Here is a 12,561-nt window from a genome sequence, read left to right as displayed (position 1 = left end):
TGGGACAAAGCGTCGACTGACAGCGGACGTGTCCCGCGCGCCCCGTCCGGGCGCGCCCCGGTGGCGGGCGGAGGTCCGGGGTACTGGGATGGAGAGAACATCCGATCGAGGGTCCGTCGGGAGAGCGACATGCGTTGGGGCAAGGCAGCCGTTGTGGTCACCGCCTCCGCCGTCGGCGCGGGTGCGGCGGCGCTCGTGGTGGGACGGGTGGTCTCCGAGATCTCGGTGCGGTCGGGTGGCGCGGCGCCCGCCTCCGTGGGCGGTCTGCGGGTGCACTCGGTGGCGGCGGACCGGGTGGAGCTGACCCGCGCTCCGGAGACGGAGCGGCCGGGGGTCTGGGCGCTGGAGTGGGGGGCGGACGGCCACCTTGTCCTCGGCGACTTGCTGTCCACGACAGCGCAGACCGTCGTGCGCGCGATCCGCTCCGAGGGCGCGACGCTGCCGAAGCCGGGCGAGAAGGTCGTGCTGACGCCGTGGGTGCTGCGCGGGGACCCGCGCTCCGCGCTGGGCCTGGAATTCTCCGAGACCGCGGTGGCCACCGAGTTGGGCGCGATGCCGGCCTGGTACCTGCCCGGCCTGCGCGACCCGTGGGTGATCGCCGTGCACGGCACGGGCGCGGACCGCGGCCAGGTGCTGCCGCTGCTGCCGATGTTCGAGCGGTTCAAGCTGCCCGTACTCAGCGTCAGCTACCGCAACGACCCGGGCGCGCCGCCGTCGCCGGACGGGATCGGTCACTTCGGTGAGACCGAGTGGCGCGACGTGGAGGCGGCGATCCGCCTCGCCGTGGACTCCGGCGCGAGCCGGGTGCTGCTGCTCGGCTGGGGGGTGGGCGCGACCATGGCGTTGCAGGCCGCGGAGCGGTCCGCGTGGCGGGAGGTGATCCGCGGGCTGGTGCTGGACTCGCCGGTCCTCGACTTCCGCACGTCGGTGCGGCGACAGGCGACCCGCCGCGGCGTCCCGCACGCCCTCGCGGAGCTCGGCGCCCGTGCGGCGGAGGGCCGCGCGGGTGTCGACACGACCACCTTCGCCCACTTGGCGTCCGGCGACGGCCTCCAGGTCCCGGCGCTGGTGCTGCACAGCCCGGACGACACCATCGCCCCCATCGAACCGGTCCGAAGGCTGGCTTCCCGCCGGGACGACCTGGTCCTCTTCCGCGAGTTCCCCGGCACCGAGCACGAGGCGTTGTGGAACGCCGACCCCCACGCCTACGAGGACATCCTCCGCCGGTTCGTGACGCCACTGCTGTAATCGCACTCACCTGAGCGAGTGCAACGTGACGTGCGTCACGGAGTCTCCCGGTGGTTCGGGGTCCGCGCAGGCGGTGAACGTGCAACTTGGCTGCTGTCTTGTCCCGCCTGACGCAGCCCGCACCGCGCCACGCCTGGGAATGTGACAAGTTGCCGTATGACGGGGAAGACTGCACCGCGTGACGTCCCGGAATCCGCGTGACCGTGATGCCGATATCCCTGCCGCCCGTGTGGCCCGGCTGCCCCGCCCCAAGGGGCAGGTGCGTCGGACGCCGCCGGCTGATCTGCCCGGACCGGGCAACCTCGCGCCGCCGGCGCGGCGTCTGCTCGCGGACGCGGTGCGGGTCGCCCGCTGGGCGGGCGAGCTGGAGGCCGTGGACCGGCGCGGGGACCTGCTGCCGACGGACGCCGCGGACGCGGCGAAGGAACTGGATCTGACCGTGGACCAGGCCCTCGCGGCCTGGGAGCGGGCGCGGCTGACGGGCCTGGTGGAGCTGCGGGGTGCCGGGGCCGGCCCCGGTTGGCGGTTGCACGCCTGGGCGCACGACGACGAGGCGGTGCTGCGCGGGTGGGCCGCGCTCTTCGACGCGTGGACGCTGCTGGTCTCCGTCCCGGACCGGGCGCTGACCCGGCTGGCGGGTCGGGCCGTCGACCACGCGCCGCAACTGCTGTCGTTCCTGCACCTGGTGGACGCGCCGGTCGCCGAGACCGAACTGCTGGAGCTGCTCCGTCGCGGACTGGAGGAGCAGTGGTTCGCCGGTCTGCACCCCACCGCCGCCACGCCCGTGCCGCACGCCGCGCTCGCGGTCTCCGCGGTCCGCGCCGACGCGCGGGACGGGGACGCGGCCGCGCCGCCGTCCCAGGGCGAGATCGTGGCCGTGCTGCGCTGGATGCTGGACGGTTTCCGCGCGGTGGGGGCCCTGGTGCGCAGAACCGGTCCGGAGGACCCGGAGCAGAGCTACGAGTTGACCCCGCTCGGCCACTGGGCGGTGCGCGCCAAGCTGGAGGAGATCTGCACGGTCGCGCAGACCGCGGCCGGGCACATCGAGCAGTCCGCCCACGAGCTGCTGGCCGCCTGCGCCGGCTACTCGCCCGGCCCGGCGCGCGCGGAGTACCGCGCCTGGCTGGCGGCCCGTCAGGTGGACCGCGCGGTCGCGGACCTGCTGGACGTGGCCCGCGGCGAGGACGCGCTGCTGCGCGGGCTTGCCTTCGAGGCGCTGCGCGTGGCGGGACAGCCGGCGGAGCCGAGCGTCCGGCACGCGGTGGACGAGCCGATGCTGCGCCCGTACGCGCTGCTGTGGCTGGCCGAGCACGCCGACGAGGGGGTGCTGCCGGCCGATGTGCTGGGCCAGCAGGACGCCGCCTGGCTCTGGGTGGACACCGGCGCGGCGGTGCTGGAGCACGGCGACACCGGCATGCTGGTGCGGCACGTGCAGGGGGCGGCCGACGGCGATCCCGGGCGCCTCTTCGCTCTCGCGCGCCAGGTGGGTCACCCGCGCGCCGGGCATGTCCTGGCGGCTGTGGCGTCCGCGCACCCCGATCCTGGTGTGGCGAGGGCCGCCCGGCGCAGCGCGTTCAGCGTGCACGACGGCGGCGCCTGACGACTCGCCCGACGGCGGGGACCGACCCGGAAAGGGGCCACAGGTGGACCAGGGCCAAGAGCCGCCCACGGCGGACATGCCGCACGGCCGGACGCCCGAGGAGGCCCGCGCCGAGGCGCGGTTGACCGCGGCGCGGCTCAGCGGCGAGGGCGTCGTCGCGCTCGCGCTCACCTGGGTCGACAACGCCGGCGTGGCCCGCGTCAAGGGCGTTCCGCTGCAGCGGCTGCCGGAGGTCGCGGTGGAGGGCGTCGGCTTCTCGCCGGTCTTCGACGTGTTCCTGGTCGACGACGCGGTCACCACCAGCCGCTATCTCGGCGGCCCCGACGGGGATCTGCGGGTCTTCCCGGTGCTGGACCGGGCCGTGGCGCTGGCGGCGCAGCCGGGCTGGGCCCTCGCGCCCGGCGAGCGGTACCGGCAGGACGGTCTGCCCCACCCCGCCTGCCAGCGGCGTTTCGCCGCGCGCATGGTGGAGGCCGCGGCCGAGCGCGGCATCGCCTTCCGGGCCGCGTTCGAGACCGAGTGGATCGTGCAGCGCGCCGCGGACGGCTCCTACCCGACCGACGGCCCGGCCTACGGCCTGCACCGGGTGACCGACTGCTCCGACTACCTGCGCGACGTCCTGCTGGCCCTGGAGGCCCAGGGGTTGACCGTGCAGCAGCTCCATCCCGAGTACTCGCCCGGGCAGTTCGAGGTCTCCGTGGCCGCGAAGGACCCGCTCGGCGCGGCCGACGACGCGGTGCTGGTCCGGGCGACGATCCGCGGGGTGTCCGCGCAGCACGGGCTGCGCGCCTCCTTCGCCCCGGCCTTCGAGCCCGACGGCGTCGGCAACGGCGGCCACCTGCACCTCAGCGCCTGGCGCGACGGACACAACCTGCTGGCGGGACCGGCGGGGGAGCGCCCGGCCGGTGACGGCGCGTCGTTCCTGGCCGGGGTGCTGCGGGAGCTGCCCGCGCTGCTCGCGCTCGGCGCGCCCAGCCCGGCGAGCTACCTGCGGCTGGTGCCCTCGCACTGGGCCGGCTGCTTCCGCTGCTGGGGCGTGGAGAACCGCGAGGCCGCGCTGCGGCTGATCCAGGGCGCGGACGACCAGGCCAACGCCGAGGTCAAGTGCTTCGACCAGGCCGCCAACCCCTACCTCGCCGTCGGCGGCGTCATCGCGGCGGGACTGGCCGGGCTGGACGCCAAGGCGCCCCTCCCCGAGCCCGTCCAGGGCGACCCGGCGCTGCTGCCGCCCGAACGGCAGCCTCCGCGCCTGCCCACCAGCCTGGACGCCACCCTGACCGCCTTCCGCACCTCGACGGCGCTCCGCGACGCCCTCGGCGACGTCCTCTTCGAGGCGATCGCCGCCGTCCGCGCCGCCGAGAACGCGGCCTACGCCGAACTCCCGCCCGAGGACCTGATCGCCGCGACCCGGTGGCGGTACTGATGCACGAGCTCGGGGCTCCTGTCCTCATCGATCAGCACTGTCACAGTGTCGTCGGTGCGGAGCTCGGTGAGGACGCGTTCGCGTCCCTGCTCACCGAGTCGGACCGGCCGCTCGGGCCCGGGGCGTCGCCGTGGGACAGCGCGTTGGGGCTGGCTGTGCGGCGGTGGTGCGCGCCGGTGCTGGAGCTGCCGCAGTTCGCGTCCGTCGAGGCGTACCGGGAACGGCGGCGGGAGCTCGGCGTCGCCGAGGCGACGCGGCGGTTGCTGCGGGCGGCGGGGCTGGGTGCCTGCCTGGTGGACACCGGCCTCACGGAGGCGGCCGGGGTGCCGCTGCTGTCCCCGGAGGAGCTCGGTGGGGTCGCGCACGCGGACGTGCACGAGATCGTGCGGATCGAGCGGGTCGCCGAGCTGGCGACGACGCCCGCCACCGCCGCGCACACCTGGGCGGCGACGGTCGGAGACGCGCTGCGCCGGGCGGCGCGGAACGCGGTGGGACTCAAGTCGGTGGTGGCGTACCGCTGCGGGCTGGACTTCGACGCGCGCCGGCCGGCCCCGGCCGAGGTCGCCAACGCCGCGGCGGTCCACCTGGCCTCCGGCGGCGGCAGGTTGACGCACCCGGTGCTGCTGCGCCATCTGCTCTGGGAGGCGCTGGAGCTGCGCCTGCCCCTGCAACTGCACACCGGCTTCGGTGATCCGGACCTGGTGCTGCACCGCAGCGACCCGTCGCTGCTCACCGGGTTCATCCGCGCGGTCGAGCCGTTGGGCACGCCGCTGGTGCTGCTGCACGGCTGGCCGTACCACCGCCAGGCGGCCTGGCTGGCCCAGGCCTTCCCGCACGTCTACTGCGACCTGGGCCTGACGCTCACTCACGTCGGTGCGGGCGCCCGGCGGGTGCTGGCCGAGACCCTCGAACTGGCGCCGTTCCACAAGCTGTTGTTCTCCACCGACGCCTACGGGCTTCCCGAGCTCTACCTGGTCGGGTCCGCCGCCTTCACCGACGCCCTGGACGCGTGGCTCGGCGAGGCCGTGCCCGTACCCGCCGAGGCGGCCAGGATCGTCGCGCTCATCAGCGGCGAAAACGCCCGAAGGCTGTACAAGCTGCCCTAAGTGCCGCAGTTGGCGCGATCGGGTCCGAAGTGACCAGGTGTCACTCCAGCCTCGATAACGGTTGGATAAATCGCGGCTCCTTCCCGTAGCTGTCACCCCCGTGAGTGTGGTCAAGTCGCTCGCGGCCTGTCACCCAGGCCGTGCACAGCGCAACGAACCGGTGGGCATCCACACGTCCGGGGAGGACCCGTTGACCATCCCGCACCGCGGCCGCAGGCGCCTTGTCCTGCTCTCGATAGCCACCGCCGCCGCAGGCGCGCTGGTGGCCACCACGCCGGCGATCGGCATGCCGGTCCACCACCGCCACCCCGTCAGCGGCGGCATGCACGCCCAGGTCAGCACCGGTGGCGGTGACGACGGCGGCGGCGAGGAGTCGGACTCCATCCAGGAGGGCGCCGACCAGCGCGCCGAGGCGCGCAACTCGCCCGGTGTCGTCCAGCCCGGCGCGTACGGCGCGGCCTGGGCCGCGATGCAGGGCCTGAAGCGCACCGGCGGCGACTGGCGTCAGGTGACCAAGCTGCCCTACAACTCGGACGACCCGCGCTACCGCGACTACAACTCCAACTCCACCGCGGGCATGGGCAATGTGACCGGCCGCGCCGCGGCCGTCGTCGCCGACAACCACGGTGACGTCTACGCCGGTTCGGCCGGCGGCGGCGTGTGGCGGTCCACCAGCGGCGGTGGCAACTGGCAGTCGATCAGCGACCAGCTGCCCGCCCAGGCCACCGGCGCGCTGGCGCTGGACGGCAGGGGCCGTCTCTGGCTCGGCACCGGCGAGGCGACCACCAACGCGGACGCCTACCTCGGCGCCGGCGTCTACATGCTGGACGACCCGTCCCACAGCCGCTTCTCGCCGCACAACCGCATCGGCGGCGACGAGCTGCAGAGCACGAGCATCCACGAGCTGCGCATCTCGGGCGACAAGATCTGGGCCGCCACCACCGAGGGCCTGTGGTCGCACTCGATCACGAACCTCGGCGGGCCGTGGAAGCTGGAGTTCGCGCCGAACCCCGACTACCTGCCGGGCCACTCGCTGGCGAGCGACTCCAACGCCGCCTACGAGAACATCGTCAGCGACGTCGCCTTCGACCCGGCCAACCCCGACCACGTGCTGGCGGCCGTGGGCTGGCGCTCCGGCGTGCTGCCCAACGGCTCCAGCTACAACGGGTACTACACCAACACCGGCGGCAGCTGGCAGCTCGTCACCTCCGGCCTGGGCGACCTGCCGACGGACGCAGGCAACGTGGGCGCGGTCACCTTCGCGGCCTCCGTGGACCACCAGCGCTACTACGCGATCACCGAGTCCCCGAAGTCGCTGAACGCGGGCGGCGGCCTCGGTGGCATCTACGTCTCCAAGTCGGGCTCCCCGTTCGGTCCGTGGACCCAGATCGCGAACGCCACGACGCTCGCGGCCTCGGGCTCGGCGCTGTCGAACGTCGGCGGCCAGTCCTGGTACGACGAGTCGCTGATCGTGGACCCGAACAACCACGACCACGTCTACGCGGGCCTGGAGGAGGTCTTCCAGACCACCGACGGCGGCGCCACCTGGACCACCCCGGGCATCTACTGGAACTTCCCGCTCGCCTGCTGGAGCCTGGACCCCAACGCGCAGAGCGGCACCTGCCCGCAGACCACCCACCCGGACCAGCACGGTCTGGCCATCGGCAGCATGAACGGCCAGAGCTACGTCGTCGCGGCCAACGACGGCGGCCTGTACCGGCGCCCGGTCGACGGTGCGGCCAACTCCCTCGGCCACGCGACCGACTGGACCTCGCTCAACGACGGAACCATCGACACCCTGCAGTTCTACTCGGTCGGCGTCGGCAACGACCCGGCGGGCAAGGGCGTCGTCGTCACCGGCGGTCTGCAGGACAACGGGCAGTCGGTGCTGCGCGGTTACGGCTCCAAGGCCGTCGACACGGTGATGGGCTCCAACTTCGGCGGCGACGGCGGCATGACGCTGGTCGACCCGACCAACGGCTGCAACGAGGCCCAGGAGTACGTCTACCTGGAGATCAACGTCACCCAGGACTGCGCCGTCAACAACGGTCTGACCGCGCCGACGACGTATGACGTGCCGCCGCCGGACCAGGCCACCTCCGCGGCGCGCTTCATCGCGCCGTTCACGGCGGACCTGAAGAACCCGAACCTGTGGGTCGCCGGCGGCCAGCACGTCTGGGTGCAGAACCAGGGCTTCGCCATCCGCTCCTCCTCGGCCTGGACCAGCGCGTTCGACCTCGGCGCGGGCCACGTGGCCACGGCGGTCGCCTCCTCCGGCGGCAAGGTCTACGCGGCCTGGTGCGGCCCGTGCAACAGCCAGGGCTTCACGCACGGCGTCGCCGTCGGCAACGCGGACGGCACCGGCTGGCAGCAGCTCGCGCTGCCGGCGAACCTGCCGAACCGTTACATCAGCGACATCACCGTCGACCCGGCGGACAGCTCGCACGCCTACCTCACGTTCAGCGGCTTCTCCCGCGAGTGGAACGAGGGGCCGGGCTCGGGCATCGGCCACGTCTTCGAGACCCACGACTCGGGCGCGAGCTGGACGGACATCTCGGCGAACCTGCCGGACGTCCCGGTCAACTCGCTGTCGCTGACCCCGGCCGGCGGTCTGCTCGTCGGCACGGACCTGGGTGCGGTCTACCGCGCCCCGGGCCGCGCCCAGTGGCGCGCGATGGCCGAGCTCCCGGCGGTCTCCGTCGACCAGATCCTGCTCGGCCCGGACGGCCGCGTCTACGCGGCCACCCACGGCCGCGGTATCTACTCGATCGAGCTGCGCGACCTCGGCAACGGCTGAGCCCCCTCCGCACCACCGGTGCCCCCGTCCGCTCTTCGCGGACGGGGGCACCGTGCTTTCCGGTAGCGTCGAGCCATCCTGTCGCCTGCCCCCGGGAGGTTCCCGTGCCGCAGATCCTCGTCGACCACTCCGCCGAAATCCCCTTCGACCGCCAGGCTTTCGCCAAGGAGCTGCATCCGCTGATCGCCGAGGTGATCGAGGCCAGGATCTCCGAGTGCAAGACCGTCTTCCGTGCCGCCGCGGACGACTTCGTCGGCGACGGCGCCGCCGGTCACCCGGTCGTGCTGCTCGAGGTCAAGCTGCTCTCCGGCCGCAGCGCCGAACTCCGCGCCGAGCTCTCCGCCCGCGTCCTCGCGCTGCTCCAGCGGCACATCCCGGTCCCGGCCTCCCTCGCGGTCGAGATCACCGAACTGGACCGCGCCACCTACCGCTCCGTCCACTCGGTGGGGTGATCCGGAGCCGTGACCGCCTACGAGCTGCGCCCGATCGGGCATGTCGAGTCCCCGCTCACCCGGCGGGAGGGTGCACCCCGCCAGCCCGACGAGGGAGCGCCCGCCGCCTGGCTGGTCTTCCAGGAGGCGTACGCCGCCGCCCTGGACGGGCTGGCTCCCGGCCAGGAGGTGCTGCTCCTCACCTGGCTGGACCGGGCCGACCGGGCCACGCTCACGGTGCGCCCGCGTGGCGACGCCACCCGCCCGCCCACCGGGGTCTTCGCCACCCGCTCGCCGGACCGGCCGAACCCGATCGGCCTGCACGACGTCCACGTCCTCGCCGTCGAGGGGCTGCGGGTCCGGGTGCGCGGTCTGGAGGCGCTCGACGGGACGCCGATCCTGGACGTCAAGCCGCACCTCACCGGAGACCGCTGACCGGGCCGGGGCCGGGGAATGAAATCTGAGCAGTCAGATGTTCTGGGGAGTGGAAGCGCGGAGAATCCGCTCCTCATGACATGAAAGGCCCAGCTCATGGCCAAGATCGCTGTTCTCGGAGCCAAGGGTGCCATCGGATCCCGGGTCGTCACCGAGGCGCTCGCCCGGGGCCACCAGGTGACCGCCGTCGTCCGGGACCCCGCCACGTACAGCGCGCCGGAGGGCGTCACCGCCGTGGTGGCCGGTGACGTGCTGGAGTCCGCCGCCGTCGCCGAGGCCGCGACCGGGCAGGACGTGCTGGTCAGCGCCGTCGGCGGGGGCGACGGACCGGGGCACGCCGCGGTGATGGTGCCCGCCGCGCAGTCGCTGGTGCAGGGCCTGCGTGGGCTGGGCTCGGCGGCCCCGCGCCTGATCGCCGTCGGCGGCGCCGGCAGCCTGGAGACCGCGCCCGGCGTCAAGGTCTGGGACGCGCCGGGCCTGCCGGACTGGCTGCTGCAGATCATGCACGCCCACGGCGACGCCCAGGCGTTCTACAACACCGTCGACGACGTCACCTGGACCGTGCTCAGCCCCGCCGCCCTGATCCAGCCCGGCGAGCGCACCGGCAGCTACCGCACCGGCCTGGAACAGCTGGTGGTCGACGCCGAGGGCAACAGCCACATCAGCACCGAGGACTACGCCGTCGCGCTGGTCGACGAGATCGAGCAGCCGGCCCACCTCGGCCGCCGCTTCACGGTCGGCCGCTAACGGCCGACCGCCCCGGAGGGTAGTCGGTGACGAACGGGCGGTAACGTGTGCACGATCCCCTGGGGAAGGAGCCGCACGATGACCGCTGCCAGCATCAGTATCCGGACCGCCGCCGACGCCGTGGCCGACGAACGGGTCCAGGCGTTCGGGGTCCTGCTGACGGCGGCCGCACGGTTGGAGCGACTGCTCGGCGCGGCCATGGAGCGCGAGAGCGGCATCTCGCACGCGATGTTCGAGGTGCTGCTCCGGCTCGCCGCCGTGCCCGAGGGCGCGACCATGGGGGACCTCTCCCGTGACGCCGTCCTCACCAGCGGCGGCGCCACGCGCCTGGTGGACCGGATGGTCGAGGCGGGACTGGTGCTGCGCGAGCGCTCCCGCACCGACCGCCGGATCCAGGTCGTCACCATCACACCGCTCGGCGAGAGCAAGCTCGCCGAGGCGGCCCAGCGGCACGCCCGCGCGATCGACGAGCACGTCTTCCAGGTGCTCAAGCCGGAGCAACTCGCCGCCACCATCGAGGGCCTGGACGAGCTGGGGCAGCACGCCCAGCAGGCCCTGCCGCCGCTGGGCTGAGCCGGGCCGGCATCGCCGAGTTCGTCCGCCTGGGCGCCCGCGTGCTGAGCGCGGCGGAGAAGGCCAAGCTGGAGGAGTTCGTCTTCGGCGTCACCGCGGGCGGCGCCAACTGCGGTGGCGCAAAGCTGAACGCGGCGGTGGTCGGCCGGTCGCCGCAGTGGATCGCCGAGCAGGCGGGCTTCGAGGTCCCGGACGGTACCGCGATCCTGCTCGCCGAGTGCGCCGAGTGCGCCGAGGTCGGCCCGGCCGAGCCGCTGACCCGTGAGAAGCTCTCGCCGATCCTGGCCGCGCTGCGCGCCGACGATGCCGCGCACGGCATCGAACTGTCCGCGCGGATGGTCGAGTTCGACGGCCTGGGCCACTCCGCCGCGATCCACACCGAGGACGAGGCGCTGGTCGAGGCGTTCGGCCGGGCCGTCAAGGCGGTCCGGGTGATCGTCAACGCGCCCTCCACCTTCGGCGGCATCGGCGACGTCTACAACGCCTTCCTGCCCTCGCTGACCCTCGGCTGCGGCTCCTACGGCCGCAACTCGGTGTCGAACAACGTCACCGCGGTCAACCTGCTCAACATCAGGCGGATAGGACGACGCAACACCAACATGCAGTGGCACACGGTCCCGCCGAAGATCTACTTCGAGCGCAACTCGCTGCGCCACCTGGGCGAGATGGACGGAATCCACCGCGTCTCGCTGGTCACCGACAAGACCATGGGCGCGATCGGCATCGTCCGGCGCGTCACCGACATCCTGAACGCCCGTCAGGAGCCGGTCGCCATTCAGGTCATCGACAATGTCGAGCCCAACCCCGAGCTGGAGACGGTGGTCCAGGGCGCCGCGATGATGCGGGACGTCCAGCCCGACACCATCGTCGCGCTGGGCGGCGGCTCGCCGATGGACACCGCGAAGATCATGTGGTTGATGTACGAGCACCCCGAGGTGGCCTTCGCGGACACCAAGGAGAAGTTCTTCGACATCCGCAAGCGCGCCTACACCTTCCCGCAGTTGGGTGAGAAGGCGCAGCTGGTCGCGATCCCCACCACCTCGGGCACCGGCTCCGAGGTCACCCCGTTCGCGGTCATCTCCGACCCGGCCGCCGCGCAGAAGTACCCGCTGGCCGACTACGCGCTGACCCCGTCCGTCGCGATCGTCGACCCGGTGCTGCCGATGAACCTGCCACCGACCGTCACCGCCGACTCCGGCTTCGACGCGCTGACCCACGCGACGGAGGCCTATGTCTCCGCCTACGCCAGCGACTTCACCGACGGCCAGTGCCTGCAGGTGATCCGCCTGATCTTCGAGAACCTGGAGCGCTGCGTCACCGACGGCGCCAAGGACCCGGAGGCGCGCGAGAAGATGCACAACGCGTCCACCATCGCGGGCATGGCCTTCGCCAGGGCCGTCGAGGAGCTGCGCGACCGCTGCGGCAGCCCGCGCTCCTTCCAGGGCGAGGGCGTCGACGAGCAGGCCTTCCTGGCCGCCCTCCCGCAGCAGGCGCTCAACGCCTACGCCGACCAGTGCGCGCCCGCGAACCCGCGGATGCCGATGATCGACGGCATGAAGCGGCTGATGACCCGGGCCTACTACGGTCGCTGAACCGACCCCACCGCGGTGACCAGGAGCTTCCCGCCTATGCTGACGGTCATGTTCCGCTTTTCCCGCGCCGCCGTGGCGCTCTCCTGCCTGCCCGTGATCGCACTCGCCGCCGGATGCTCGGGCCACTCCGGGCCCACCCCGGCCGAGGCGAGCGCCTCGGCGGCGAGCGCGTCCGCGGCGGCGGCGAGCAAGGCGGCCGCGGCCGTCCACGCGGCCCAGCTGGCCGCCGGGGCGCAGCGCCAGGCGGAGTACCGGCGGGTCGGGCAGCAGCTGGACCAGGCCCTGGAGCGGGCGGGGATCACCGAATCCGGCCGGAAGGACGCCGCGTACCCGGCCTCGCCCACGGGCTGCCTGGTGGGCTACGCCTTCTACCTCCCGGAGGGCGTCGAGCCGGACCTCGCGCAGACGCTGCACAAGGAACTGCTCCAGGACGGGTGGACCCAGGCGCCGCCCGTGTCCGACGGCTACGAGCTGACCTGGCACAACTGGCAGGCCTGGATCAACCCCACCAAGCTCCCGAATCCGGCCTGGGTCGACGTCCCCTTCTCCGGCCCCGGCCAGGTCGTCGAGGTCAGGGCCCAGAGCGGCGACGCCGACTGCCAGTGACGC

The 12,561-nt window shown here is 73.3% G+C and carries 10 protein-coding genes and 1 pseudogene; all 11 read left to right on the top strand.

Annotated features, from left to right (window positions below; translation table 11 throughout):
* The first annotated feature begins 129 nt into the window (after positions 1-129).
* Entirely contained in the window at positions 130-1,248 is a 1,119-nt protein-coding gene (locus tag DN069_RS10845) for an alpha/beta hydrolase family protein (RefSeq protein ID WP_111500693.1), read from the top strand.
* A 229-nt stretch (positions 1,249-1,477) separates the two neighbouring features.
* Positions 1,478-2,848, top strand: coding sequence for a hypothetical protein (locus DN069_RS10840; RefSeq protein WP_111500692.1), 1,371 nt, complete (start codon positions 1,478-1,480; stop codon positions 2,846-2,848).
* A 76-nt stretch (positions 2,849-2,924) separates the two neighbouring features.
* The gene (locus tag DN069_RS10835) at positions 2,925-4,271 is read left to right on the top strand and encodes a type I glutamate--ammonia ligase (RefSeq protein ID WP_111500723.1); all 1,347 of its coding nucleotides are present in this window, start codon (positions 2,925-2,927) and stop codon (positions 4,269-4,271) included.
* Positions 4,271-5,377: an amidohydrolase family protein gene (locus DN069_RS10830; protein WP_111500722.1), complete on the top strand. Its 1,107-nt coding sequence runs from the start codon at positions 4,271-4,273 to the stop codon at positions 5,375-5,377. Before DN069_RS10835 ends, DN069_RS10830 begins: the two co-directional genes overlap by 1 nt.
* Before the next feature lie 190 nt (positions 5,378-5,567).
* Positions 5,568-8,174 (top strand): glycosyl hydrolase, encoded by a 2,607-nt coding sequence (locus DN069_RS10825; RefSeq protein ID WP_111500721.1) that lies wholly within the window; start codon positions 5,568-5,570, stop codon positions 8,172-8,174.
* Between the two features lie 104 nt (positions 8,175-8,278).
* On the top strand, positions 8,279-8,626 hold the full coding sequence (locus tag DN069_RS10820; RefSeq protein ID WP_111500691.1) for a 5-carboxymethyl-2-hydroxymuconate Delta-isomerase: 348 nt from the start codon (positions 8,279-8,281) through the stop codon (positions 8,624-8,626).
* Between the two features lie 9 nt (positions 8,627-8,635).
* Positions 8,636-9,040: a tRNA (N6-threonylcarbamoyladenosine(37)-N6)-methyltransferase TrmO gene (tsaA, locus tag DN069_RS10815; RefSeq protein WP_111500690.1), complete on the top strand. Its 405-nt coding sequence runs from the start codon at positions 8,636-8,638 to the stop codon at positions 9,038-9,040.
* Positions 9,041-9,136: 96 nt separating this feature from the next.
* Positions 9,137-9,787, top strand: coding sequence for an NAD(P)-dependent oxidoreductase (locus tag DN069_RS10810; RefSeq protein WP_111500689.1), 651 nt, complete (start codon positions 9,137-9,139; stop codon positions 9,785-9,787).
* A 78-nt stretch (positions 9,788-9,865) separates the two neighbouring features.
* Positions 9,866-10,360: a MarR family winged helix-turn-helix transcriptional regulator gene (locus DN069_RS10805; protein WP_111500688.1), complete on the top strand. Its 495-nt coding sequence runs from the start codon at positions 9,866-9,868 to the stop codon at positions 10,358-10,360.
* An 8-nt stretch (positions 10,361-10,368) separates the two neighbouring features.
* Positions 10,369-11,952 (top strand): annotated as a pseudogene (locus DN069_RS10800) (iron-containing alcohol dehydrogenase); the annotation flags it as partial.
* Between the two features lie 48 nt (positions 11,953-12,000).
* Positions 12,001-12,558, top strand: coding sequence for a hypothetical protein (locus DN069_RS40880; protein WP_207892120.1), 558 nt, complete (start codon positions 12,001-12,003; stop codon positions 12,556-12,558).
* Positions 12,559-12,561: the final 3 nt, after the last annotated feature.

The sequence above is a fragment of the Streptacidiphilus pinicola genome, assembly GCF_003258295.1.
In the GTDB taxonomy this organism is placed as follows: Bacteria; Actinomycetota; Actinomycetes; order Streptomycetales; family Streptomycetaceae; genus Streptacidiphilus; species Streptacidiphilus pinicola.
This window is presented reverse-complemented; position numbering and strand designations above follow the sequence as displayed.